The 23,395-nt window shown below is 72.7% G+C and carries 22 protein-coding genes; 12 read left to right on the top strand and 10 right to left on the bottom strand.

Annotation, left to right across the window (positions count from 1 at the left end; translation table 11 throughout):
* Window positions 1–38 precede the first annotated feature (38 nt).
* Both ACFYUV_RS23945 and ACFYUV_RS23940 read left to right on the top strand, forming a co-directional pair.
* Window positions 39–998 (top strand): endo alpha-1,4 polygalactosaminidase, encoded by a 960-nt coding sequence (locus ACFYUV_RS23945; RefSeq protein WP_387671394.1) that lies wholly within the window; start codon window positions 39–41, stop codon window positions 996–998.
* A 235-nt stretch (window positions 999–1,233) separates the two neighbouring features.
* Window positions 1,234–1,998 carry an SDR family NAD(P)-dependent oxidoreductase gene (locus ACFYUV_RS23940; RefSeq protein WP_387671393.1) on the top strand — a complete coding sequence of 255 codons (765 nt, stop codon included), beginning with the start codon at window positions 1,234–1,236 and terminating at the stop codon, window positions 1,996–1,998.
* Here ACFYUV_RS23940 and ACFYUV_RS23935 read toward each other — a convergent pair.
* Both ACFYUV_RS23935 and ACFYUV_RS23930 read right to left on the bottom strand, forming a co-directional pair.
* Window positions 1,984–3,069, bottom strand: a complete 1,086-nt coding sequence (locus tag ACFYUV_RS23935; protein ID WP_387671391.1) for an STAS domain-containing protein — start codon at window positions 3,067–3,069, stop codon at window positions 1,984–1,986. The genes ACFYUV_RS23940 and ACFYUV_RS23935 overlap by 15 nt on opposite strands.
* Before the next feature lie 104 nt (window positions 3,070–3,173).
* Complete coding sequence (locus tag ACFYUV_RS23930) at window positions 3,174–4,775, bottom strand: IucA/IucC family protein (protein ID WP_387671389.1); 1,602 nt, start codon at window positions 4,773–4,775, stop codon at window positions 3,174–3,176.
* 80 nt (window positions 4,776–4,855) lie between these two features.
* Between ACFYUV_RS23930 and ACFYUV_RS23925 the strand changes: the two genes are divergently transcribed.
* The 6 genes from ACFYUV_RS23925 to ACFYUV_RS23900 all read left to right on the top strand — a co-directional run bounded on the left by ACFYUV_RS23925 (window position 4,856) and on the right by ACFYUV_RS23900 (window position 10,790).
* Complete coding sequence (locus ACFYUV_RS23925; protein ID WP_387671388.1) at window positions 4,856–6,445, top strand: IucA/IucC family protein; 1,590 nt, start codon at window positions 4,856–4,858, stop codon at window positions 6,443–6,445.
* A gap of 55 nt (window positions 6,446–6,500) precedes the next feature.
* Window positions 6,501–7,349, top strand: coding sequence for an alpha/beta fold hydrolase (locus ACFYUV_RS23920; RefSeq protein ID WP_387671387.1), 849 nt, complete (start codon window positions 6,501–6,503; stop codon window positions 7,347–7,349).
* Between the two features lie 39 nt (window positions 7,350–7,388).
* Window positions 7,389–8,498: an L-dopachrome tautomerase-related protein gene (locus ACFYUV_RS23915; protein WP_387671385.1), complete on the top strand. Its 1,110-nt coding sequence runs from the start codon at window positions 7,389–7,391 to the stop codon at window positions 8,496–8,498.
* Window positions 8,499–8,693: 195 nt separating this feature from the next.
* Entirely contained in the window at window positions 8,694–9,113 is a 420-nt protein-coding gene (locus ACFYUV_RS23910) for a hypothetical protein (RefSeq protein ID WP_387671383.1), read from the top strand.
* Window positions 9,101–9,994: a hypothetical protein gene (locus tag ACFYUV_RS23905; RefSeq protein ID WP_387671381.1), complete on the top strand. Its 894-nt coding sequence runs from the start codon at window positions 9,101–9,103 to the stop codon at window positions 9,992–9,994. Before ACFYUV_RS23910 ends, ACFYUV_RS23905 begins: the two co-directional genes overlap by 13 nt.
* A gap of 1 nt (window position 9,995) precedes the next feature.
* Window positions 9,996–10,790, top strand: coding sequence for a hydrogenase maturation protease (locus tag ACFYUV_RS23900; RefSeq protein WP_387671380.1), 795 nt, complete (start codon window positions 9,996–9,998; stop codon window positions 10,788–10,790).
* On the opposite strand, the gene rfaE2 is transcribed toward ACFYUV_RS23900, so the two are convergent.
* The gene (rfaE2, locus tag ACFYUV_RS23895) at window positions 10,762–12,249 is read right to left on the bottom strand and encodes a D-glycero-beta-D-manno-heptose 1-phosphate adenylyltransferase (RefSeq protein WP_387671378.1); all 1,488 of its coding nucleotides are present in this window, start codon (window positions 12,247–12,249) and stop codon (window positions 10,762–10,764) included. The two genes, ACFYUV_RS23900 and rfaE2, sit on opposite strands and share 29 nt — an antisense overlap.
* Window positions 12,250–12,439: 190 nt before the next feature.
* Between rfaE2 and ACFYUV_RS23890 the strand changes: the two genes are divergently transcribed.
* Genes ACFYUV_RS23890 through ACFYUV_RS23875 form a run of 4 tightly spaced genes read left to right on the top strand, consistent with a single transcriptional unit; the run spans window position 12,440 to window position 15,318 of the window.
* Window positions 12,440–13,543: a glycosyltransferase family 9 protein gene (locus tag ACFYUV_RS23890; protein WP_387671377.1), complete on the top strand. Its 1,104-nt coding sequence runs from the start codon at window positions 12,440–12,442 to the stop codon at window positions 13,541–13,543.
* Complete coding sequence (locus ACFYUV_RS23885; RefSeq protein WP_358291728.1) at window positions 13,536–13,913, top strand: hypothetical protein; 378 nt, start codon at window positions 13,536–13,538, stop codon at window positions 13,911–13,913. Before ACFYUV_RS23890 ends, ACFYUV_RS23885 begins: the two co-directional genes overlap by 8 nt.
* 49 nt (window positions 13,914–13,962) lie before the next feature.
* Entirely contained in the window at window positions 13,963–14,541 is a 579-nt protein-coding gene (locus ACFYUV_RS23880; RefSeq protein ID WP_358291730.1) for a helix-turn-helix domain-containing protein, read from the top strand.
* Window positions 14,542–14,583: 42 nt separating this feature from the next.
* Entirely contained in the window at window positions 14,584–15,318 is a 735-nt protein-coding gene (locus tag ACFYUV_RS23875; RefSeq protein WP_364332392.1) for an SDR family oxidoreductase, read from the top strand.
* Between the two features lies 1 nt (window position 15,319).
* On the opposite strand, the gene ACFYUV_RS23870 is transcribed toward ACFYUV_RS23875, so the two are convergent.
* From ACFYUV_RS23870 to ACFYUV_RS23840, 7 genes are all read right to left on the bottom strand, one after another.
* The gene (locus ACFYUV_RS23870) at window positions 15,320–16,615 is read right to left on the bottom strand and encodes an MFS transporter (protein WP_387671375.1); all 1,296 of its coding nucleotides are present in this window, start codon (window positions 16,613–16,615) and stop codon (window positions 15,320–15,322) included.
* Between the two features lie 67 nt (window positions 16,616–16,682).
* Window positions 16,683–17,072, bottom strand: a complete 390-nt coding sequence (gene rbsD / locus ACFYUV_RS23865) for a D-ribose pyranase (protein WP_352320692.1) — start codon at window positions 17,070–17,072, stop codon at window positions 16,683–16,685.
* Entirely contained in the window at window positions 17,069–18,013 is a 945-nt protein-coding gene (locus tag ACFYUV_RS23860; RefSeq protein WP_352358764.1) for a substrate-binding domain-containing protein, read from the bottom strand. The genes rbsD and ACFYUV_RS23860 overlap by 4 nt, the downstream gene beginning before the upstream one ends.
* A gap of 18 nt (window positions 18,014–18,031) precedes the next feature.
* The gene (locus ACFYUV_RS23855) at window positions 18,032–19,009 is read right to left on the bottom strand and encodes an ABC transporter permease (RefSeq protein ID WP_352320688.1); all 978 of its coding nucleotides are present in this window, start codon (window positions 19,007–19,009) and stop codon (window positions 18,032–18,034) included.
* Window positions 18,999–20,525, bottom strand: a complete 1,527-nt coding sequence (locus tag ACFYUV_RS23850; RefSeq protein ID WP_387671372.1) for a sugar ABC transporter ATP-binding protein — start codon at window positions 20,523–20,525, stop codon at window positions 18,999–19,001. The genes ACFYUV_RS23855 and ACFYUV_RS23850 overlap by 11 nt, the downstream gene beginning before the upstream one ends.
* Window positions 20,498–21,505 carry a LacI family DNA-binding transcriptional regulator gene (locus ACFYUV_RS23845; protein WP_352358770.1) on the bottom strand — a complete coding sequence of 336 codons (1,008 nt, stop codon included), beginning with the start codon at window positions 21,503–21,505 and terminating at the stop codon, window positions 20,498–20,500. The genes ACFYUV_RS23850 and ACFYUV_RS23845 overlap by 28 nt, the downstream gene beginning before the upstream one ends.
* A 152-nt stretch (window positions 21,506–21,657) precedes the next feature.
* Window positions 21,658–23,178, bottom strand: a complete 1,521-nt coding sequence (locus tag ACFYUV_RS23840) for an N-acetylmuramoyl-L-alanine amidase (protein WP_387671370.1) — start codon at window positions 23,176–23,178, stop codon at window positions 21,658–21,660.
* Between the last annotated feature and the right edge of the window lie 217 nt (window positions 23,179–23,395).

Raw genomic sequence — 23,395 nt, 5'->3', positions numbered from 1 at the left:
TTCCACCAGACGGAATGAGGGGCGCGAACGTGCGAACCATGACTCTCTTAGCCCGGCTGGCCGCGGTCGCGGCCCTGAGCTGCGCGCCGCTCGCGGCGCTCGCCGCACCGGCCACGGCCCGGACGGGGCAGGCGGCGCAGGCCGCGCAGGCGGGGGTGTGGAAGCCGCCGCTGCAGAGCCGCTGGCAGTACCAGCTCCAGGGCAACGCCAAGTACGCCGCCACCGGCGGCGTCAACGTCGACATCTGCGTGGTCCCCCAGTCGGGCGGCGCCTGCGTCCGGCCGGCGGTGTTCGACATCGACCTCTACGCCGACGGCGACGTGGTGGGCAACAACACCACGCTCAACACCGCGGCGGTGAAGGCCGTCCACGCCCGCGGCGCGAAGGCCGTCTGCTACGTCGACGCCGGCTCGATCGAGGAGTACCGGCCCGACTACCAGCAGTTCGTCGCCTGGCACAAGAGCCACGGCAACTCCCTGCTCGGCAAGCCGTTCAGTGCGGAGTTCCCCAACGAGCGCTGGGCCAACATCAACAACGACCAGGGCCAGCGGGACTTCCTGCTGAAGATGATGGAGGCCCGGGTCGACAAGTGCGTCCAGGCGGGCTTCGACGGGGTCGAGTTCGACGTCGTCAACGCCCACGAAGAGGGCAAGTCGGTCACCGGCTGGACCGTCAGCCCCGCCACCCAGCTCGTCTACAACAAGGCGCTGGCCGACCTGGCCCACCGCAAGGGCCTGTCCGCGGCGCTCAAGAACGACCTCAGCCAGGCGGCCGAGCTGGTGTCCAGCTTCGACTACGCAGTCAACGAGGAGTGCTTCCAGTACGACGAGTGCGGCCAGTTGAGCGTCTTCGTCAAGGCGGGCAAGCCGGTGTTCCAGGTCGAGTACGAGACGGCGCCGTCGGCCTTCTGTCCCAAGGCGGCCAGGCTCGGCATCAACGCGATCAAGAAGGCCGTGGACTACTCGCTGAAGGACACGCCGTACAAGCCCTGCAAGTGACAGGGGCCCCGCCCGTCACGGGCTAGGGCCTCGGCGGAGGTGTCACGGTCGTCCGGCCGTGACACCCCCACCCGATGTGGTCACAGAATGCAGTTCCGAAATCCCCGCTATAGCCCTCTGGTTCCGTATACCGGAACGCCGGTGCAGGATACGGAACCAGTGCTATTTTCTGATGACCCGACGGGCAGGTCACCACAGGTCTGCGCGTCGCGGCACGTTGAGGAAGGACGGCGTCATGCGCGGACTGGCCGGGAAGCGGGTGCTGATCAGCGGGGGCAGCAGCGGCATCGGAGCCGCCACCGCCCGCAGGTTCCTGGAGGAGGGCTCCCGGGTGGTGCTCACCGGGCTGGACGGCGACGAGGTCGAACGCACCGTCGCCGAGCTCGCGCCGCTCGGCGAGGTGGGCGGGCTGACCGGCGACGTCAGCTCGGAGGACGACGTCGCACGGCTGGCCGCGGCCGCGATCGAGGCCATGGGCGGCGTGGACGTGCTGATCAACAACGCCGGAACGGCCTGGCGGGAGCCGTTCCTGGAGATCACCCCCGCCCACTGGGACCGGATCATCGCGGTGAACCTGCGCGGCATGTTCCTGATGGCCCAGACCGTCGCCCGCCACCTGGTGGACCGGGGGACGGGCGGCGTGATACTCAACATGTCCTCGACCAACGGCCTCGGCGGCGAGGCCGACTACGCCCACTACAACGCCTCCAAGGGCGGCGTGCTGCTGCTGACCAGGACCATGGCCGTCGAGCTCGGCAGGCACGGCATCCGGGTCAACGCCCTGTGCCCCGGCTACATCCGCACCCCGCTGAACGCCTCGATCTCGTCAGGGCTCGCCGACGACTTCGTCTCCGCCTACGAACGCGACCACATCCCGCTGGGCCGGGCCGGGCTCGCCGAGGAGGTCGCCGCCGCCTACGCCTTCCTGGCCTCGGACGACGCCGCGTTCGTCCACGGCACCGAGCTGGTGATCGACGGCGGCCAGCTAGCGATCATGTGAGGCCCCGGGGCGCGGCACCTTCATGGCGATGATCAGGCCGCGCCCGGAGTCGTCGCCGGGACGCAGGCGGGACAGCTCGACGGTGAGCCGCGTCGGCCGGCCCCGGCCGTTGACCACGTCGAGCGCGACCCTCCTGGCTCCGGCCCTGGCCGTGCCCCCGGCCGGCGTGTCGCGCACGAGCGGGACGATCCGCTCCACCGGCAACCCCGTGCCCAGCGAGGCCAGCGGACGGCCCACCGCCTCCCCGGCCCGCACCCCCCACAACTCCTCGGCCCCCGCCCCCCAGATGAGCACCCGCATGTCGGCGTCGAGCACCACCGCCGCGTCGCCCAGCCCGTGGACCAGCGAGGCGGTGATCCGGCCGACCTCGTCGAGCTCGGCCGTGCGGGCGGCCAGCGCGTCGTTGGCGCGGCGCAGCTCGGCGGCGCGGGCGGTGAGCGCGTCGTTGGCGTGACGCAGCTCGGCGTTGGCCGAGCGCAGCTCGTCGTTCGCGCGTTGCAGGTCGGCGTTGGCCGAGCGCAGCCGGCCGACGATCGCGGACCAGCGGCCGGGTGGCGGCAGGTTCTCCTGGCGGTCGGGGGTGATGGGCGTCTCGTCCCGTTGCGCCCGGAGCCGGCGGGTGCCGTGGTGCTGCTCGGAGCGGGGGTCGCGGGCCCGGCGGAAGCACGCCAGGTGGCGGCTGACCGGCCTGGGTGGGCCGGTCTGCTCGTAGATCTCGACGCCGGTCCCGGCCAGGGCGTCGGGCATCGTGCTGAACAGGGGGATCGCGGTGCCGCCGTGCTCGGTCATGAGCGCGATGAGGCGGCACAGCGCGGGCTGGGCCTCGGCGACGGCCAGGTGGCCGCCCTTCTCCTGCATGGCCCGGTGGGTGATCGCGAGCTGTTCGAGGCCGTTCAGGTCGCAGAACCAGAGGTCGCCCGCCGCGACGATCACGTGTTTCACCCGCGAGCGCGGCAGGGGGTCGAGGAAGGCGGCCAGGATGGGGCTGGTCGTCGAGTCGAGCTCGCCCGCCAGGGCGACCACCAGGGTGGTGTCGCCCACGGGCACGAGCCGTACTGAGAGCTGCATCATCGGATTCGCTCCTTCCCTGAACTCTGCGTGATCGAAGATCGACGCGCAGCAGGGTCCGGCTGCATGCCCCATACTCCTCCTCCTTCGGGAAAAGAGCCAGGCGCTCACCGTGCGTGAGCGAGGGTCCAGGAGGCTCCCTGGGTGAGGGGGTTGGGCAGCGTCGTCCAGCTGTCGCCGGGCGGGGCGCCCGCGAGCTGGGCGAGCAGGTGGGCCTTCACCCGGATCCGCTCGCCGAACAGGGCCGCGCGGTCGGCGCGCACGTCGGCGGTGTCGGGGAGCGCGTCGAAGGCCCGCCGCGCGGCCCCTGCCACGACGGCCCACAGGCGTGACTCGGCGGCACGGTCGCCCTCTCCCAGAAGGGAGACCAGACTGCCGAACGTGGTGCCGACGAGCGAGCCGAACAGCTTGGCGTGCAGGACGCCGGGGTCGTCGCTGAGCAGCCGGGGGCTGACCGGCGGCGTCCCGAAGCCGTTGCGGGCCAGCCGGGCCGGGCTGATCCGGACGTCGGCCAGGTCGCGGTAGACCAGCTCGACCGGACGGCCCCGCCGGTCCAGCACCACCAGCAGGTTCTGGCCGTGGGCCTCCAGCGCGACCCCGAGGGCCAGCAGGCCGAGCGCCGCCGCCGTCGCCACGCCGGCGAAGGCCGCCAGCCACTCGCCGGCCTCCTCGCCACGCGGCACGTCCCACTGGGCTGGGGCGGTGAGGGCGGCGACGGGCAGCACGGTGTGGCCGGGCACTCGGGGCGTCGGATCGCGCAGCATGACGGACAGGTCGGCGGTGTGCTCGCCGCGCACGGCCCCCGCGGCCCCGGACAGGTAGCGGGCGATGCGCGGACGGCCGCCGAGCCGCGCCGACAGGGCGGTGAGCAGGTCCGACAGGGGGACGCAGTCGCGTACCGAGCCGGGGGAGATGTCCCTCACGCCGGAGGTCATCCGGGTGGTGAACGCCGTCTTGAGGTGCGGGCCGCCGTCCAGGGGAGCGAGGGTCCGTACGGACATCAGCGGATGGCACGGCAACGCCCCGATCGCGTACGGGCGCACCCCCAGCCCGGCCAGCACGTGCCGGGTCTGCCAGGGGTGGACGGGCAGCAGCAGCCGGTCGCCGTCCATGAGCGAGCCCGGCCACGGCCCGGTGACCAGGCATTCGGCGGCGGGCACCGCCACCAGGTCGAGCGCGACGACGGGCCGGTGCTCCGGCATGTACGCCAGTTGCTCGGCCACCGACACCCCCGGCCGGTTGCGGCAGCCCGGATGGTAGGGATGGCCGTCGACCACGCTCTGCTCGTACCGTTCGGGGCCCGGCTCGCGGAGCGGGGAGGCCGCGCCCGCCCGGGACAACGCCAGGGAGGCGACGCTGTTGTCCAGGTCGGCGACCAGCCCCTGCGCGCCGGGCAGGCCGAGCGCCGCCAGCAGCTCGGCCGGGTCCGGGTACGGGACGCCGTCCAGCCGCAGCACCGGCTCGTCGGCCAGGTCGTAGGGCAGCCGGGCCCGTCCGGTCAGCTCGCGCCCGTCCGAGAGCCGTACGCACAGGTCGCCGCCCACGGCGACGGGCTCGGCGAGACCGGGCAGAGGCTCGCAGAGCAGGCCCCGCCACAGCCGTCCCATGACGGCGGCCCGCGCCCCCGGCAGGGCCGCGGCGTAGCCGGGCGCGAGGTCCGGGCGCACGGCGGCCAGCTCCCTCGCGAACCGCGCCGCAGAATGCCGCATGAACCCCCCCGATGTCAGGAACATGCCCAGGTGAGCACCCTGTGGACACTGATCGGTACAAAAGGGTAGGACAGGTCGCCATGGCATATATCGACGGCCTCCTCCCACCGGCCGGTCCGGCACCCGAGGCGCAAGACCACCAGGCCGCGGACGAGGCCACGGCCCTCGCGGTGACGGCCCTGCTCAACTGCCTGCTGCGCGAGGTGGCCGAACCCGCGTCCGCTGAGGGCGACGTGTGGGTGCTGCCCGCGACCGGACAGGTCCTGCACGTCCGCCCCGGACGGTACCCCGGCGCCCCCGCCCTGCGCACCCCCGACGGCCCGCGCCCGCTCTCCCTGGCCGGACTGGTGGCGCTCACCGAGGACGAGCTGCGGACGCGCACCGGCCACGCCAACCCGTCCCTGGCCAAGGAGATCATGGAGAGCAGGGACGTCATGGCCGCGCTGCTGTCGGCCCAGCGCGCCACCACCCCGCCCGCCGACCTGTACCTGCGCTCGGAGCAGGCGCTCGTCGCCGGTCACCGCTACCACCCGGCCCCCAAGGCGCGCGGCGGATCAGGCCCGGACGCCTGGCTGCCCTACTCGCCGGAGGCGCGCGCGAGCTTCGCGCTGCCGCTGCTCGGGGTGCCCGCCGAGGCGCTGGTCGAGCAGGGCGACGCGAGCGCGCTCGACCGGCTCGGCCCGCCCGCACCCGACGGCCTGACGCTGCTGCCCGCCCACCCCTGGCAGGTGGAGCTGCTGGGCGGGCTGAAGGAGCTGCGCCATCTCGGCGTCACGCCCGCGCGGGCGGTGGCGACGGCCTCGATCCGCACGGTGTACCTGCCGGAGGCGGACCTGTTCTGCAAGTTCAGCCTGGACGTGCGGATCACCAACGACATCCGCCGCCTGTGGCTGCACGACCTGCGCTGGCTGGGCCTGATCGACGACCTGCTGGGCGTCGCGTTCGACGACCTGCCCGCGCACCGGCCGCGGCCCGCCGTCCTCGGCGACCGCGGTTACCGCAGCCTGGAGCTGGACGGGGACGGCGGCGAGGCGCTGGCGGTGATCGTCCGCGACGGGCTGGGCGGGCACCTGCGGCCGGGGCTGACGGCCCTGCTGGCCGCCGGGGTCAGCGAGGGCTTCCCCGGCAACCCGCTGGACGGCCTCGACGCCGCCGAGGCGCTCGGGTGGTGGCGGCGTTACCTCGACCACGTCGTGCCACCGGTGCTGCACGCCTACTTCCGCCACGGCGTGGTGCTCGAATGCCACCTGCAGAACGTGCTCATCGGCGTGGACGAGCGGGGCCTGCCCGGCCAGGCGATCTTCCGCGACCACGAGGGCGTCAAGCTGACCGCGGACCGCCACAGCCTGCCCGGCGCCCGCACGCCCGTCGTGAGCCCCGCCTACGGCTGGGAGCGGCTGCTGTACTGCCTGGTCGTCAACAACCTCTGCGAGATCGCCGGAGCCGTGGCCGAGCGGCACCCGGAGCTGCGGGCCGAGCTGTGGGCCGAGGCGAGATCGGTGTTCGCCGGCTGCGCCGAGGACCACGGCGAGCCCGAGGAGCTGCGCGAGCTGCTCGCCGGCGCGTACGTGCCCGCCAAGGCCAATCTGCTGCTGCGCTGGCTGGAGGCGGACGGCGCCGACATGCGCTGCGTGCCCATGCCCAGCCCTTTGCGACTCTTTACGCCATAAGCTATCCTCGCCCAGGCCAATAATTTACGGCGTATCGAATTCACGGAGGCTCCCGGTGACCACGGCGACGCTGCACGACGGAAGCACCATCGAGACAGAGGTCCACGGTTCGGGCCCGGTCCTGCTCCTGGCCGTCAACCCCAAGCCGGTCGAGGGCGAGGCGGCCGAGGAGATGCGGAAGTGGGGGGCCGACCCCGCGCTCGGCCGCTCGCTCATCGACGGCCTCTCCGACGGCTTCCGCGTCGTGGCCTTCGACTACGAGGGCCACGTCCTCGCCCATCCCAAGCCGGACACGCTCACCCCCGACAACGTGGCGGCCGACATGCTGGCGGTGGCCGACGCGGCAGGGGCCGACCGGTTCGCCTACTACGGCTACTCCTGGCTGGCGCTCAGCGGGCTCCAGCTCGCCCTGCGCACCGACCGGCTCTCGGCGCTGGTCATGGGCGGCTTCCCGCCGCTCGGCGGGCCCTACGCCGAGATGTTGAAGGTCACCGAGGCCACGTACCGGATGGCCGTCGAGCCGAAGACCGCCACGCCGCCGGCCACGGGGACGGGCGAGCCGGGCGACTGGTCGTCGACCGAGGTGACGCTGAGCGAGGGCCAGGCCAGGCAGTTCGCCACCCTGTACCGGGCGCTGCGCGGGTTCGACGACAGCCAGGTGCGCCTGTCCTGCCCCCGCCTGTGCTTCGTCGGCTCCGCCGACGAGATCGTCTACGACGAGCGGTGGGGCGGCGCCCACGTCAGCATCGCCGGCCCGGTGCTCCGCGAGCGGGCCGCCATCGAGGCGCTGGGCTGGGACGTCGAGGTGCTCGACGGGCTCGACCACGCAGGGGCCATGCAGGCGGCCAACGTGCTGCCCATCCTGCGGCCCTGGCTGGAGAGGGCGCTGTTTCTCCCGGCCTGAGCTGGGCAGATGCCCGGCGGATCGGGGAACGGGGGGACCATGGCGAAGGGGAACGGCCGCGACGGCGTTCAGCCGGTCGATCAGCCCATCGGGAAGCTGGAACTCGTGCACGCCTTCGAGTCCGGCCCGATGCCGACCGGAGTCACGGTCTCCCGTGCCGGCCGGATATTCGTGAACTTCCCCAAATGGGGTGACGACGTTCCGGCGACCGTGGTCGAGCTGCGGGACGGCAACGCCGTCCCCTATCCCGACCGGGAGTGGAACACCGAGGCCGACGAGCCGTCGAAGTGGCTGGTCTCGGTGCAGAGCGTGGTCGTCGATCCCCTGGACCGGCTGTGGATCCTCGACACCGGCAGCCCCATGTTCCGGCCCACCAGGAAGGGCGGGCCGAAGCTCGTCTGCGTGGACCTGGAGACCGACACCGTGGTCAAGGTCATCATGTTCGACCGCGGTGTCGCCCTGGAGACGTCCTATCTCAACGATGTTCGGTTCGACCTGCGCAAAGGGGTCGCCTACCTCACCGACTCCGCCGACAAGGGGCCCAACGGGATCATCGTGGTCGATCTGGCCAGCGGGCAGGCGTGGCGCCGGCTGCACGACCACCCGAGCACCAAGGCGGCGCGGCCGCCGGACTTCGTGCCGGTCGTGGAGGGCCGGCCGTTCATGGAACGGCCGCAGGACGGGCCGCCGTCGCCCGTCCTGATGGGGTCGGACGGCATCGCGCTCCCGGCCGGCGGCGAGCGGCTCTGGTACTGCCCGCTGCTCTCCCGCCGCTGGTACAGCGTGTCCACGGACGCCCTGGTCGACCGCACGCTGGACGACGCCGAAGTGGCGGCGACGGTCAGGGACGAGGGCGACAAGGGCGGCTCGGCCGACGGCCTGGAGGCCGACGACGCCGGGCGCATCTACCTGACCGACTGGGAGCACAACGCGGTGCTGCGCCGGACGCCCGACGGCACGATCGACACCCTGGTCCACGACGCCCGCCTGCTGTGGCCGGACACGCTGTCGGTGGCCGACGGCCACCTGTACGTGACCGCCAACCAACTGCACCGGCAGGCCAGGTTCCAGGAGGGACAGGACCGGCGGCGGTACCCGTACGCGCTGTTCCGGGTGCCGATCGACGCCGGACCGGTCCGGCTGGTCTAGCGGCGCGGGCGCGCAGGGTCTGGGTCATGGTTTGCCGACTTCGTCGACGCGGTATGCCCGCTACGTAGAGGTACTGATCGGATACCGAACGACGCCATGGCTGAACCTCTGCAATGGCCACTTGGGGGGCTTAAGGCCGATGAATGCCGCTAAATACGACTGGTTTCCTGACGGCGTGACCGTCCTGGGGGCGTCATGTCGCTGAACGCACGCATCGGCAGGATCGAGAGCCTGCTCGAACGGGCCGAACCGCCCGCCGTCGAGCTGGCCCAGGCCCTGCTCGACCTCTACGGCGAGGGCCTGACGCGGATCATGGCCGCGGCCGACGACGACCTGGCCGCCCGGCTGGCCGCCGACGACGTGGTCGCGCACCTGCTGCTGCTGCACGACCTCCACCCGATCGACGTGCGGACCCGGGTCGAGGACGCGCTGCGCGGCACCGCCGCCGAGGTGATCGCCGTCGAGGGCGACCTGGTACGCCTGCGGCTCCCGGACGACGACGGGAACTCGGCGGACGCGGTGCGCCGGGCCGTGCGCGACGCGGCCCCCGAGGTCGAGCAGGTCGAGATCGTCCGGTCGGCGCCCGGCGTGGGAGCCGGCAGATGGACCACGTGAGGCGCATCGCCCGCGCCGTCCTTTACGGGGGCTACCTGCTGTGGCCCAGCCGCCACTCCGCCCCGCCCGACCGGCGGCGCTGGAACTTCGGCGGCGTGCACCCCGAGTCCTACGGCCGGGCGCACGAGGGCAACCCGTGGCTGACCCAGACCCAGTGCCTGCTGGAGGCCGGCGGCGACGACGTCGTGGACGTGCACGTGCGCTTCCTGCACCTGGTCACCTGCGAGGTGGCCGTGCGGCGCGAGGGCGAGCTGGTCCGCGTGCCCGAGCTGACCGTCGGCGGCGCCCGCCACCTGCCCAGGGAGGAGGCCAAGGAGCGCGAGGTGGCCGAGACCGGGCTGCGCCTGGCCGACCTGCTGGCCTGCCCGACCGGCATGGAGATCCACGTGCCGCCGGGCCAGCGGGCCGAATGGCTCGACGGCGAGGGCGTGCTGCTGCGCGGCTGGGAGGCGCTGAGCGGCCGGGCCGAGGTGTTCGCCGAGCGGCTGCGCGAGGGCCTGTTCCGGCTCACCGTCCGGGTGGCGAACACCAGCCCGTGGCAGGGCGACTCGCGCGCGGAGGCCATGAAGCACACCCTGATCTCCGCGCACACGGTCGTGAGCTCGCCGGGCGGCCGGTTCGTCTCGCTGACGGAGCCGCCCGACGCGCTGCGCGCGCTCGCCGCGGGCTGCCACAACATCGGCACCTGGCCGGTGCTGGTGGGCGAGGAGGGCGACCGGCACACGATGTTGTCGGCCCCGGTCATCCTCTACGACCATCCCAAGGTCGCCCCTCAGAGCGGCACGTTCGACGCCATGGAGATCGACCAGCTCCTCGACCACTGCGCCGCGCTCACCCCGGAAGAGCTCATGCGCCTGCACGGCACCATGCGGGAGACGTGACATGGACACTCGGTACCCGACGGAACGGCCGGCCCCGGCCGAGGCGATCGTCGACGGCGTGCGGCTGGCCCCGGGCAGCCGGGTGCGCCTGCGCCCGAAGAGCCGCGCCGACATCCTCGACCTCGCGCTCGACGGCCGCCTCGCGGTCATCGAGAGCGTCGAGCGGGACGACGTCGGCGGCTTCCACGTCGGCGTCACGCTCGCCGGCGACCCGCTGCGCGATCTGGGCGAGTCCAGGCTGCCGTGCCACCGGTTCTTCTACTCGGCAGAGGAGCTCGAACCCGTCGGAGGGGGCTGCCGCCCGCGCGTCCTGGTGGCCGGGATCGGCAACGTCTTCCTCGGCGACGACGGCTTCGGCGTCGAGGTCGTGCGCCGCCTGGCCGACGACGACCTGCCCGCCGACGTGCTCGACTTCGGCAGCCGCGGCCTCGACCTGGCCTACGCGCTCCAGCGCGACTACGAGGCCGCGATCCTCGTGGACGCCGCGCCGCGCGGCGAGCCGCCGGGCACGCTCACCCTGCTCGAACCCGACATGCTCGAACCGGACATGCCCGGCCCGGGCGGCCCCGGCGGCATCGCGGCCGAGAGCCACGGCCTCGACCCGGTCAAGGTGCTGCGCATGGCGCGCGAGCTCGGCCGGGTGCCCGCGCGGGTGCTCGTGCTGTGCTGCGAGCCGGCCCGGCTGGTCACCGACGACGTGCTGGTGGAGCTGAGCGAGCCGGTGCGCGGGGCGGTCGAGGAGGCGGTGCGGATGGTGCGCTCGCTGGTCATGGACGTGCTGGCGGAACGGGCCTGACCCCGTCCGGCGGAACGGGCGTGGCACCGTCCGGGGCGCCGGGCACCGAGCGCATGCGGCCGATGATGGCGGTCGTCGAGCGGTCGGGCAGGTAGTCCAGCACCAGCACCTCGCCGCCGAGCGAGCGCACCAGCGGCGCCTCCGGCAGCATCTCCGGGGTGTAGTCGCCGCCCTTGACGTAGATCTCCGGCCTGATGAGCCTGAGCAGGCGTTCCGGGGTGTCCTCGTCGAACTCGGTCACGTAGTCCACGTCGTTCAGGGCGGCCAGCACCGACATGCGGTCCTCGCACGGGTTGAGCGGGCGGCCAGGGCCCTTGAGCCGGGTGACGCTGGCGTCGCTGTTGACCGCGACCACGAGCACGTCCCCGAGCTGCCCGGCCTGCTCCAGGTAGCTGACGTGGCCCCGGTGCAGCACGTCGAAGCAGCCGTTGGTGAACACGATCCGCTCGCCCCTGCGCCGGTGCTCGTCCAGGAGCTGGGCCAGGCGCTCGGCCGCCTGCACGGTGCCCTCCTGGCGGCGCAGGGCGCGCAGCAGCTCGTAGCGGGTGCAGATGGACGTGCCGGAACGGCGTACGACCACCCCGGCCGCGGCCTGGCCCGCCTCGGCGGCCTCCTCCGGCGTCGCGCCGGCGGCCAGCCAGAGCGAGAAGGCCGCGGTGTAGGTGTCGCCCGCGCCGGTCGCCATGTGCTGCGGCGCGGGCCGGGCGTAGGTCCGGTACGGCGGGCAGCCGGCCCGGTGCAGCAGCGTGCCCTCGCCGTCCAGGGTGGTCACCACGATCCCGGCCCCGGTGGCGGCCAGGATCTGCGCGGAGCGCGCCATCAGGTACGCCGGCCGGTCGGCCGCGGCGTCCACCTCGCCGAGCAGGCCCACCACCTCGGCGTAGTTGGGCAGCACCGCCGCCGGCGCGCACTCGACCCAGGGCGCGACCGCGTGCGCGTCCACCACGAGCAGCGGCAGCCCGGCCAGCGCCCGGCGCACCGCCGGGGTGAACACGCCGCCGCCGTAGTCGCAGGCCACGACGACGTCCGCGCCGGCCACGGCCGCGGAGACGCGGGCCAGCAGCGCGCGTTCGGCCTCGGGCGGGATGACGTCGAGGTCCTCCTCGTCGTAGCGGGCGGTGAGCTGGCCGCTGGTGACCAGCCGCCGCTTGTGCGCGGTCCGCCGCCCCGGCACCGCCTGCAGGTCCGTCTCCACGCCGAGCAGCCGCAACGCCTGGACGAGCTGCTCGCCGCAGGCGTCGTCGCCCACGACGCCGACGAGCCGGACGCGGGCCCCGAGCGCCGCCAGGTTGGCCGCGGTGTTCCCGGCGCCGCCCGGCGCGTCCTCGACCGCCTCCAGGCTCATCACGGGCACCGGCGCCTCCTGGGCCAGCCGCTTGGCCGAGCCGTGCAGCCACGAGTCGAGCATGACGTCGCCGACGACGACCGCGCTGACCGTCTCTTCCCTCAGGGTGCCCATAGAGGGCGAGTACCTGTAAAAGCCCAGCTCAAACGCATACCAGCTCAAATAGGTTCGTCCGAAACCGAAGTTACGGGCCATCCCTGCCGGGTAGCCCGGCCGCTATGTACGGCCCTTCGGACACCGGGCTGCCGCCCAGGCGGGCCTGCCGCCTGGAGCTGCCGACCACTGTCGCGGACAGGAGCGCGGAATGCTACGACTACATGCCGGGGACCCCATGACGGCCCGGCCCGGCCTGGTCGAGGGCGTGCGGAGCATCGCCGTCCTGCGGGCCAACGCGATCGGCGACTACCTGCTCGCGCTGCCGGCCATCGAGGCGATCAAGCTGGCCTACCCCGACGCCCGGCTCACCCTGCTCGGCACGCCCTGGCACGCCGAGTTCCTGTCCGGGCGGCCGGGACCGGTGGACGGCGTGGTGGCGCTGCCGCCGATCACGGGGGTCTCGACGTCGGAGACCGGCTACCCGGTCCCCGGCGGGGCCCGCGCCGAGCTGCGGGAACGGGCGTTCGACCTGGCGGTGCAGATCCACGGCGGCGGGCGCTTCTCCAACCCGTTCGTGCGCTCGCTCGGGGCGCGGGTGACCGCCGGGCTGCGCTCCCCGGACGCCGAGGAGCTGGACCGGTGGGTGCCCTACACGGACTTCCAGCACGAGACGCTGCGTTTCCTCCAGGTCGCCGAGCTGGTCGGCGGGGTCGCCGAGCGGCTCGAACCGCTGGTGGCCGTCACCGCCCGCGACCGGGCGGAGCTGGCCGAGTCGTTCGGCGAGCCGCCGGCCGGGCTGGTGGCGCTGCATCCGGGGGCGACGGACCCGCGGCGGCGCTGGCCCCCCGAACGATTCGCCGAGGTGGCCGACCGGCTGGCCCGGCCCGTCGCGGTGACCGGGAGCTGGGCCGAGAAGGACCTGGTGGAGGCGACGGTCGCGGCCATGCGCGGGCGGGCGCACCCGGTGCTTCCCGTCGTCGGCACGCTCACCCTCGGCGGCCTGGCCGCCCTGTACGAGCGCTGCGCCCTGGTGGTCGCCAACGACACCGGCCCGCGCCACCTCGCCGCGGCCGTCGGCACGCCCACGGTCGCCGTCTACTCGTGCGTCAACGTCATCAACGCCGGGCCGCTCAGCAGGACCGCGCACCGGCCGCTGATCTCCTGGACCACCCGGTGCCCGACCTGCGGCGCGAGCGGCGTGGACGCGGAGGCCGAACGCTGCGAGCACGACGGGACGTGGGTCGCCGACGTCTCGGTGGACGACGTGACAGAACAGGCCGAAGACCTACTGAAGGGATATCGCGATGACTGACCAGGCCGTGCTGGACGAACTGCAGGAAGCCCTGGACGAGGCGTTCCAGGGACGGGACCGGGTGGCGATGCGCGAGGTGTACGCGCGGGTCTCCGCGCACGTGCACATCCCCGCCGACATGCTGGCCCATCTCAACGAGGTGCCCGAGGGCAGCTACTCCAGGGAGGAGATGGCCGAGGCGATCAACGACGTCATCAGGCGGCGCGGCGAGCAGGACAGCCTGGGCCTGCTGAGCATCCCGCGGCAGCGGCCGGTGGAGGAGACCGCCGCCGCCGAGCGGGCCGTCGCCGACGACACGCCGCTCGAATACCTCAACCCGCCCCAGAACCCGCCGGACGACGGCCAGGCCCCGGAGTTCCGCGAACCGTAGAGGCTCTTCTAACTAGACCGTTCGTTCTTGAATGTGGTAGCTTCGCCGCGTGGCACGCAGCAAGGAGTTCGATCCCGAGGTCGCGCTCGACCGGGCGCTCGACCTGTTCTGGGAGCGCGGTTACGAGGCGACCTCGATGGCCGACCTGGTGGAGCGGCTGGGGCTGGCGCGGGCCAGCATCTACGGCACCTTCGGCGGCAAGCGGGAGCTCTACGTCAAGGCGCTGGAGCGCTACCTGGCCCGGCGCAACGTGGTCGAGCCGCTGGCCCAGCCGGGGCCCGCGGTGCCGGCCGTACGCGCCTTCCTCGACGCGTACGTGGCCGAGATCCTCGCCGACGAGCTGCGGCGCGGGTGCATGGTCGTCAACACGGCCGTGGAGTTCGCCTCGCGCGACGCCGAGCTGGCCCGCCGGGTGACGGCGAGCTGGGCCGAGCTGGAGACCGCGCTCGCCGCCGCGCTGGTGCGCGCCCGCGCCCAGGGGGAGATCCCCGAGTCGAAGGACCCCTACGCGCTGGCCCGGTTCCTGCTCGTGCTGCTCCAGGGCCTGCGCGTGCTCGGGCGGGCCGACCCCGACCCGCGCCGCCTGCGCGACGCGGTCGAACAGGCCATGATTGCCGTGCAAATTTGAGACCGATCGTTCTAGGAGCTTGTCGTGTTCGAAGGAAAAGTCGTGCTTGTCACCGGGGCCACCGGAGTCGTGGGCCGGGCCGCCGCGCTGGCGTACGCCAGGAAGGGCGCGTCCGTGCTGGCCGCCGGGCGGGACACCGCGCGGCTCGGCGCGGTGGTCAAGGAGATCGAGGCGGCGGGCGGCCGGGCCACCGGCTTCACCGCGGACGTCACCGACTCGGCCTCCGTCGCCGCCATGGTGGAGGCCGCCGTCACCCGTTACGGCGGGCTCGACGTGGCGCTGAACGCCGCCGGCGTCTTCGGCATGCTGGCTCCGGTGGCCGACTACGACGAGGACACCTGGGACACCGTGCTCGCGGTGAACCTCAAGGGCGTGTTCCTGTCGATGAAGCACGAGATCGCCTACATGCGCGAGCACGGCGGCGGCGTGATCGTCAACGTGGCCAGCAACCTCGGCGCCCACTGGCGACTGCCCGGGGCCGCCGCCTACGCCGCCTCGAAGGCCGCGGTGAGCCACCTGACCCGCACCGCCGCCCGCGACCACATCGCCGACGGCGTCCGCGTCAACGCCGTCAGCCCCGGGCCCATCGACTCGCCCATGTCCACGCGTCCCGGCGAGACGACCGCCGAGCGCGACGAGCGCATGCGGCACGCCCTGCCCATCGGCCGCGTCGCCACCCCGGAGGAGATCGCCGCGGCCGCGTTGTGGCTGTCCTCGCCGGAGTCCAGCTTCGTCGTCGGTCAGGACCACGTGATCGACGGCGGCGCCACGGCCTGACTCAGCCGGCGGCCACGGGCGGGCGGGTCTCCTTCATGGCCAGCACCGCCACCAGGCTGATCAGCCCGACCCCGGCCATGTACGCCGACACCGACAACGACGTGCCGGTCGCCTCGTGCAGGGCGGTCGCGACCAGCGGGGCGAACCCGCCGCCGAGCAGCGCGCCGACCGCGTACGAGAAGGAGACCCCGCTGTAGCGGTAGCGGGGCTCGAACAGCTCGGCGAACAGCGCCGACTGCGGCCCGTACGTCGCGGCGAGCCCCACGTTGAGCACCACCACGGCGACCACCATCAGCGCCGCCACTTTGGTGTCCACCAGCAGGAAGAAGGGCACCGCCCAGACCACGAGGAGCACCGAGCCGGCCAGGTAGACCGGCTTGCGGCCGATCCGGTCGGACCAGATGGCCGTGGCCACGATCCCGGCCAGCCAGGTCAGGCTGCCGACGATCACCACGACGAGCATGAGGTTCCTGCTCACCTTCAGCACCTGGGTGCCGTAGGACAGGAGATAGGCGAGGAACACGTAGCCGATCGCGGTGTTGGCGACGAAGCTGGCCGAGGCGAGCAGCAGCGCCCGCGGCCGCTCGCGGAAGACGTCGAGGACGGGCCGCCTGCTGCGGGCCTGCTCGGCGGACAGCGCCCGGAACACCGGCGTCTCGGTCACTCGCAGCCTGATGAACAGCCCGACCGCGACCAGCACGACGCTGAACAGGAACGGCAGCCGCCAGCCCCAGCTCGCGAACTGCGCCTCCGACAGCCCGGCCGTCACCGCGACGTACACCAGTTGCGCCAGGATCAGCCCGGCCGGCACGCCCACCTGGGAGTACAGCCCGTAGCGGCCGCGCCTGCCGGGCGGGGCGTGCTCGACGGCGAGCAGCGCCGCGCCGCCCCACTCGCCGCCGGCGCTGAGCCCCTGGAGCAGCCGCAGGACCAGCAGCAGGATCGGGGCAGCCACTCCGATCCGGTCGTAGGTGGGCAGCAGCCCGACGCCGACCGTGGCCGCGCCCATCAGCAGCAGGGACGCGACCAGCATCGCCTTGCGCCCGAGCCGGTCGCCGAAGTGCCCCCACACCAGGCCGCCCACGGGCCGGGCCAGGAACCCGACGCCGAGCGTGGCGAACGCGGCCAGGGTGCCCGACGCGGGCGAGAGCGGGGAGAAGAACTGGGAGCCGAAGACCAGCGCGGCGGCCGTGGAGTAGATGAAGTAGTCGTACCACTCGATCGTGGTGCCGACCGCGCTCGCCATGGCGACGCGACGGAGTTGGGCGGGATCCGGCTCTGCTGCCTCGTGGGTCATGGCGCCTCCCTCGACGCCAGAGTAGATCTTCCTCCGCCCGCTTCCCAGGGGCGCGGGGCAGGCGTCCCTAGAACGCCACCCCGCACCGCAGGATCACGTTCGCGTACGGCGTGGCCTCTCCGGTGCGGACGGCCAGCCGCACCCCCGCCGACAGCCGCTTCAGCTCCTCGTGCGGCACGTACGCCAGCCCCGGCAGCCGGGCCGCGAGCAGCTCGGCGCAGCCGGGGTTGCCCGCGCGCACCTCCTCGGCCGCCGTGGCCCCCTCGACGACGAGCTCGGCGAGCAGCCCGCCGAGCACGTCGGCGAAGGCCGGGATGCCCGGCAGGAAGGCCAGGTCGACGACCCGCACGCCGGGCGGCACGGGCATCCCGCTGTCACAGACCAGCACCTGGTCGGTGTGGCCGAGCCGGGCCATGGCCCCCGCCAGCTCGGCGTTCAGAATCCCCGCGCGTTTCACTGGAAGTCCGCGACGTTCTCCTTGGTCGCCACCTTGACGGGCACGGCCACCGTCTTGTCGATGGTCTCGCCCTTGGCGGCCTTGACCGCGGCCTGCACCGCCTGCTGGCCGAGCAGCGACGGCTGCTGGGCGACGCTGGCGGCCAGCGTGCCCGCCTGCACCGCCTTCAGGCCGTCGGGGGTGCCGTCGAAGCCGACGACCTTGACCTGCTGGCCCGCCTTGGCGCCCAGGGCCTTGATCGCGCCCAGCGCCATCTCGTCGTTCTCGGCGAAGACGCCGGTGATGCCGGGGTTCGACTGGAGCATGTTGGTCATGACGTCCAGGCCCTTGGTGCGGTCGAAGTCGGCCGGCTGCTTGGCCACGACCTTGATGTTCGGGTACGCGGCGATGCCCTCGGCGAAGCCCTGGCCCCGGTCGCGCGAGGCGGACGTGCCCGCCGTGCCCTGCAGCACGACCACGCTGCCCTTCTCGCCGAGCTGCTTGGCCAGCTCCTGGGCGGCCAGCTTGCCGCCGGCCACGTTGTCGGAGGCCACGGTCTGGGCCACCTCGGCGCCGTTGACGCCGCGGTCGGCCGCGATCACCGGGATCTTGACCCGGTCCGCCGCCTTGACCGCCGGGGCCGCCGCGTCGGAGTCCACCGGGTTGACGATGATCGCCTTCATGTTCTGGCTGGTGAAGTTCTGGACCTGGTTCACCTGCTGGGAGGCGTCGTTCTGGGCGTCGGTGACGGTCAGCGTGACGCCCTCCTTCTTGGCCTCCGCCTCCGCGCCGCTGCGCAGCTGCACGAAGTAGGGGTTGTTCAGGGTCGACACCGACATGCCGATCTTGATGTCCCCGCCCCCCGAGGACGAGCCTCCGGAGCCGCCGTCGCCGGAGGAGCCGCAGGCGGCCAGGCCGAGCGTGAGCGCGGCGCCGGCCATGACAATCGCGGGAATCCGCATGATCTTTACTTCCTTTTCCTAGTTCGTTCCCCTGCGCCGCAGGGTGTCGACGAGGACCGCGAGCGCGATCACCACGCCGATCACGACCTGCTGCCAGAACGCCGAGACGGACAGCAGGTTCAGCCCGTTGCGCAGCACGGCGAGGATGAGCGCGCCGACGAAGGTGCCGAGCGCCCTGCCCTTGCCGCCGGACAGGCTCGCGCCGCCGATGACGACGGCCGCGATCGCGTCCAGTTCGTAGCCCGCCGCGGCCTGCGGCTGGGCCGAGGCCAGCCGGCTGGCCAGGACGATGCCGGCCACCGCCGCGAAGGCGCCGGACAGCGCGTACGTGATGAGCTTCTGCCGGTTGACCTTGATGCCGGACAGCCGGGCGGCCTCCTCGTTGCCGCCGATGGCGTACATGGCCCGGCCCGGGTACGTGCGGTTGAGCACCACGGCCGCGATCACGCCCATGACCAGCATCACCAGCACCGGGATCGGCAGGTAGTCGCCGAGCGTGTCGCCCAGGTGCGAGACCGAGTCGGGCATCGCGATCGGGCTGCCCTGCGAGATGACCAGCGCCAGACCGCGGGCGATGCCCAGCATGGCCAGCGTGGCGATGAACGGCGGCAGCTTGCCGTACGCGATCAGGGCGGCGTTGACCAGGCCGCACACGACGCCGACGGCCAGCGAGACCACGACGGCGACCGGCCACGGCAGTCCGGCGCTGGTGGCCGTCCAGGCCAGCACGATCGCCGACAGCGCGGCGACCGAGCCGACGGACAGGTCGATGCCGCCGGTGACGATCACGAACGTGGCCCCGAAGGCCAGGATCGCGGTGACGGCCGCCTGGACGCCGACGTTGAGCAGGTTCGTCACGCTGAGGAAGTCGGAGGACAACAACGACAGCGCCACGACCAGCACGACGAGCGCGGCGAGCGCGCCGTTCTCGGCGAACCAGGCCGCGGCGGGCGACCGGCGGCCGGTGAGCTTGTTCGGAACGGTGCTACTTGGCACGGGGACCCTCCACATCCGTGACCGCGAGGGCCATGACGTCGTCTTGCGTGGCCCCGGCCGCGGGCAGCTCGCCGACGAGCCTGCCGCGGGCCATGACCAGAATGCGGTCGCTCATGCCGAGCACCTCCGGCAGATCGCTGGAGATCATGAGCACGGCGTGCCCGGAGGCGGTGAGCGCGTTGATGAGCTGGTAGATCTCGACCTTGGCCCCGACGTCGATGCCGCGGGTCGGCTCGTCGAGGATGAGCACGCCCGCGTCGGCGACCAGCCACTTGCCGATGACGACCTTCTGCTGGTTGCCGCCGGACAGCGTGCGGACCTCCTGGTCCAGGCCGGTCATCCGGATGCCGAGCTGCTCGGCCACCTTCCCGGCGGCCCTGCGCTGGCCGGCGCGGTCGACGAAGCCGGCGCGGGTGGCGGCGCGCATGGTGACCAGGCCCAGGTTCTCGGCCACGTCCGCGCCGAGCACCAGGCCCTGGCCCTTGCGGTCCTCGGGGACCAGGCCGAGCCCGGCCTCCATGGCGGCGTGCACGTCGCCGGGCGCCAGGCGGGTGCCGCGGACGACCACCTCGCCGGTGTCGTAGCGGTCGGCGCCGAAGACGGCCCGCGCGACCTCGGTGCGGCCGGCGCCGACCAGCCCGGCGACACCGACCACCTCGCCCGCGCGCACCTCGAACGAGACGTCGTCGAAGACGCCTCTGCGGCCGAGGCCGGAGACCTTGAGCAGGGCCTCGCCGCGTTCGGCGGCCTGCCGCGGGAACTGCTGGTCGATCGGGCGGCCCACCATGAGCCTGACCAGCTCGTCCTGGGCGGTGTCGGCGGGGATCTCGGTGACGGACCTGCCGTCGCGCAGCACGGTCACCCGGTCGCCGATCTCGGCGATCTCCTCCAGGTGGTGGGTGATGAACACGATCGAGACGCCCTCGTCGCGGAGCTGGCGGACGATCGTGAACAGCTTGGCGACCTCGCCGGAGGTGAGCACGGCGGTGGGCTCGTCCATGATGAGCACGCGGGCGTCGAGCGCGAGCGCCTTGGCGATCTCCACCATCTGCATGCGGGCGATGCCGAGCCGGGAGATCGGCGTCGCCGGGTCGACGTCCACGCCGACGCGGTCGAGCAGCGCCTTGGCCTGCCGTTCCATGCGCTTCTTGTCCACCAGCCCGAAGCGGCGCGGCGGGCGGCCGAGCGCCAGGTTCTCCGCGACGGTGAGCTGGGGGACCAGGTTGAACTCCTGGTAGATGGTGGCGATGCCGAGCCGCTGGGCGTCGCCCGCCGACCGGATGTCCACCGGCTGCCCGTCAATGGTGACGCGCCCGCCGTCCGGCCGGTACGCGCCCGACAGGATCTTGATCAGCGTGCTCTTGCCCGCGCCGTTCTCGCCGAGCAGGACGTGCACCTCGCCGGCGCGCAGGCTCAGATCGACGCCGTCGAGTGCCACGACGCCGGGGAAGACCTTGCGCAGGCCCTCGGCCTTGAGTATCTCCGCGGTCACTCCATGATCCCTTTCCGCTCGCATGATCGGCGAATCACCAGGCGCGCCGGCAGGACGTGCGAGTCGGCCGCCTGCCCGCTCTGGATCCGGCCGATCACGAGCCGCACGGCCAGGCGCCCCATCTCGGCCGTCGGCTGGGCGATGGCGGTGATCGGCGGGGCGGTGTGCTTGAACCAGGTCACGTCGTCGAAGGAGGCGACGGCCACGTCGGCGGGGATGCGCAGGCCCCTGGCCTGGATCTCCTCCAGACCGCCGAGCGTCATCAGGTTGTCGCCGAAGAAGATCGCCTCGGGCGGCTCGGGCAGGTCGAGCAGCTCGGCGGTGATGCGCCGGCCGCTGCCCTCGCGGAAGTCGCCGGGCCGCACGTACTCGGGGCGCACCTCCAGGCCCTCGGCCGCCATCGCGGCGGCGAAGGCGGCCGTGCGCTCACGGCCGGTGGACAGGGTGGCCGGGCCGGAGGCCAGGGCGATCCGCCGGTGGCCCTGCTCGCGCAGGTGGCGGACCAGCTCGGCGATGGCGGCGGCGCCGTCGGAACGCACGGAGGGCACGTCGAGCCCGGAGATCGTGCGGTCGAGGAACACCACTGGCCGGCCGGCCTCGGCGAGCTGCTGCACCAGCGGGGTGACCTCGGCGGTCGGGCAGATCAGCAGCCCGTCGACGCGCTGCTCCAGCAGCGTGCGCACGTAGTGGTCCTGCTGGTCGGCGCGCTCGTCGGCGTTGCCCATGACGACCGTGAAGCCCTCGCGCCTGGCCTCGTCCTCGACGCTCCTGGCCAGCTCGGTGAAGAACGGGTTCAGGACGTCGCCGATGATCAGGCCGATCGTCCTGGTCGCGGTGGTGCGCAGGGAGCGGGCGACGGCGTTCGGCACGTAGTTGAGCGCGCTCATCGCGTCGTAAACTCGGCGCCGGGTCTCCTCGTTGACCGAGGGGTTGTCGTTGAGCACGCGGGAGACCGTGGCGACGGAGACACCGGCCTGCGCGGCGACGTCCTTGATCCTTGCCATCGCTCCTCCGTGTAATCGATTACACGGCAGCTTATGAAATCGATTACATGATTGGCAAAGTGAAATGGCTCACACCCCCGGGGGAGAGGGTGTGAGCCGGTTTCGGTGGCTCGCGCCTTGCGGACCTGCCCGGACCGCCAGGCCCGAGCCCGTCAGACCTTGCTGATGCGGACCGCGTCGGCGATGACGAGGCCCGTGCCGGCCGTCCACCGGCTGACGCCGACGACGTTGTAGGTGCCGGCGTTCAGCGAGAAGGTGCCGATGCTGCGCCAGCCTCCGCCGCCGGAGCGCTGGTCCACGTAGACGGTCTGGTTGCCGCCCGAGGCCGCCACGATGTACGGCGCCGAGCTGTTGTAGCCCGGATCGGACGGGTACCAGACCTCCACCTTGTACGTGCCCGCGCTGGGGATCGCGGCCTGGTACCAGGCGGGGTCGCTGGCGGCGACCGGGTCGGAGAAGCGGTAGTCGGCGCCGTAACGCTGGCTGGAGTAGGCGGAGGTGCCCCAGTTGCCGCTGGCGGTGAACTGGCCGGAGGTGGCGTTGTCCACCGTGGTGGACCACGAGGGCGTGCCGCCGCCGGTCACGTAGTTCATGTACGTGGTCCAGTTCCAGTACGGCCCCGGATCGGTGTGGTCGGCCCCGGGAACCTCGTTGTGCCCGATGATGTGGGCGCGGTCCTTCGGAATGCCGTACTTGTCGCAGATGGCCTTGGTCAGGGCCGCCGACGCGCGGTACATGGCGTCGGTGAACCACGAGGACTCGCTGACGTAGCCCTCGTGCTCGATGCCGATCGACCTGGTGTTGTACGTCCAGTTGCCGGCGTGCCAGGCGACGTCCTTCTCGCGCACCATCTGGGTGATGGCGCCGTTGGACGACTTCACGACGTAGTGCGCCGAGACCTGCGCGGCCGAGTTCTGGAACCAGGAGATCGTCCCGGCGTACGAGCCCTGCGTCACGTGGATGACCACGCGGTCGATCGCGTAGCTCGACGGCCGGCTGGAGGCGGTGTAGTTGCTGGAGCTGGCCGGGACCCAGGCGGCCGGGCCGTAGTCGGTGCTGAGCACGCCGACGTCGCCCTGGGCGCTCAGGTCGCGGGCCTTGGCGTAGTCGCCGCGGTCGGCGGTGACCTCCTGGGGCTTGACCGTCACGCCCCGGGCCGTGATGCCGAGGCCGAGCTGCTCGTAGACCGAGTCGGCGTACAGCCGGGCGATCTCCGGCGAGGAGGCGTTGCCGTACTTGGCGACGGCCTGGTACCAGCGGCCGGCGTCCTTGCGGCCGGCGTCGTCGAGGCCGAGCTCGTCGGCGTAGGAGCGGAGCAGGGCGGCGCCGCCGAGGATGTTGGCGGCGTTGTCGGAGCGCAGTTTCTCGACCGGCAGGCTGGTGAGCTGGGCGGCCTTCTCCAGCGCGTGGGTCGTGGGGTTGCTGACCAGGTGCATCAGGCCGTAGCCGCCGCTGGCGCTGGGCTTGCCCTGGTGGTCGTCGAGGTGGGTCTCGGCGTAGGCGAGCGCGACCAGCAGATCGCGGGGTACGTCGCTGGCCGAGGCGGCCTTGGCGAACGCGGCCGGCAGCGCGGGCTCCCGGGCGGCCTGGGCGGCGGGCTGGCCCGCGGTGATCAGGGCGACGGTCAGGGCGGACGTGGCGAGGGCAGCTAATCGCGTGCGGGCGAGAATCATGGGGATGCTCCTCGTTGGGGGGTGACGGGTGGAACGCGGGCGCGGGTCCGCGGCCCGCGTTTGGCCGCCGAATGCGGCCCAACGTATGTCACCTCTGACACAATGTCGATAATTGACATTACTGACGTGTTAGGTGAAACTTTCCGCCCGCCGACCGGAGGGCGGCCGGAAAGTTGGGCCCCTGAAAACTATTGCGCTCCGCGATCGGGGGACTGAA

The organism is Nonomuraea sp. NPDC003560 (assembly GCF_042878785.1).
Taxonomy (GTDB): domain Bacteria; phylum Actinomycetota; class Actinomycetes; order Streptosporangiales; family Streptosporangiaceae; genus Nonomuraea.
The sequence above is the reverse complement of the archived record's forward strand: the minus strand, read 5'-3'. Positions and strand labels throughout refer to the sequence as shown.

Excerpts from the sequence above, each read along its gene's own strand:
- ACFYUV_RS23885 (WP_358291728.1), top strand. The coding sequence starts at position 13,536 with ATGACTGACCAGGCCGTGCTGGACGAACTGCAGGAAGCCCTGGACGAG.
- ACFYUV_RS23945 (WP_387671394.1), top strand. The coding sequence starts at position 39 with ATGACTCTCTTAGCCCGGCTGGCCGCGGTCGCGGCCCTGAGCTGCGCG.
- ACFYUV_RS23915 (WP_387671385.1), top strand. The coding sequence starts at position 7,389 with ATGGCGAAGGGGAACGGCCGCGACGGCGTTCAGCCGGTCGATCAGCCC.
- ACFYUV_RS23850 (WP_387671372.1), bottom strand. The coding sequence starts at position 20,525 with ATGCGAGCGGAAAGGGATCATGGAGTGACCGCGGAGATACTCAAGGCC.
- ACFYUV_RS23905 (WP_387671381.1), top strand. The coding sequence starts at position 9,101 with ATGGACCACGTGAGGCGCATCGCCCGCGCCGTCCTTTACGGGGGCTAC.
- ACFYUV_RS23935 (WP_387671391.1), bottom strand. The coding sequence starts at position 3,069 with ATGATGCAGCTCTCAGTACGGCTCGTGCCCGTGGGCGACACCACCCTG.
- ACFYUV_RS23925 (WP_387671388.1), top strand. The coding sequence starts at position 4,856 with ATGGCATATATCGACGGCCTCCTCCCACCGGCCGGTCCGGCACCCGAG.
- ACFYUV_RS23910 (WP_387671383.1), top strand. The coding sequence starts at position 8,694 with ATGTCGCTGAACGCACGCATCGGCAGGATCGAGAGCCTGCTCGAACGG.
- ACFYUV_RS23860 (WP_352358764.1), bottom strand. The coding sequence starts at position 18,013 with ATGCGGATTCCCGCGATTGTCATGGCCGGCGCCGCGCTCACGCTCGGC.
- ACFYUV_RS23900 (WP_387671380.1), top strand. The coding sequence starts at position 9,996 with ATGGACACTCGGTACCCGACGGAACGGCCGGCCCCGGCCGAGGCGATC.
- ACFYUV_RS23840 (WP_387671370.1), bottom strand. The coding sequence starts at position 23,178 with ATGATTCTCGCCCGCACGCGATTAGCTGCCCTCGCCACGTCCGCCCTG.
- ACFYUV_RS23890 (WP_387671377.1), top strand. The coding sequence starts at position 12,440 with ATGCTACGACTACATGCCGGGGACCCCATGACGGCCCGGCCCGGCCTG.
- rfaE2 (WP_387671378.1), bottom strand. The coding sequence starts at position 12,249 with ATGGGCACCCTGAGGGAAGAGACGGTCAGCGCGGTCGTCGTCGGCGAC.
- ACFYUV_RS23870 (WP_387671375.1), bottom strand. The coding sequence starts at position 16,615 with ATGACCCACGAGGCAGCAGAGCCGGATCCCGCCCAACTCCGTCGCGTC.
- ACFYUV_RS23845 (WP_352358770.1), bottom strand. The coding sequence starts at position 21,505 with ATGGCAAGGATCAAGGACGTCGCCGCGCAGGCCGGTGTCTCCGTCGCC.
- ACFYUV_RS23930 (WP_387671389.1), bottom strand. The coding sequence starts at position 4,775 with ATGCGGCATTCTGCGGCGCGGTTCGCGAGGGAGCTGGCCGCCGTGCGC.
- ACFYUV_RS23940 (WP_387671393.1), top strand. The coding sequence starts at position 1,234 with ATGCGCGGACTGGCCGGGAAGCGGGTGCTGATCAGCGGGGGCAGCAGC.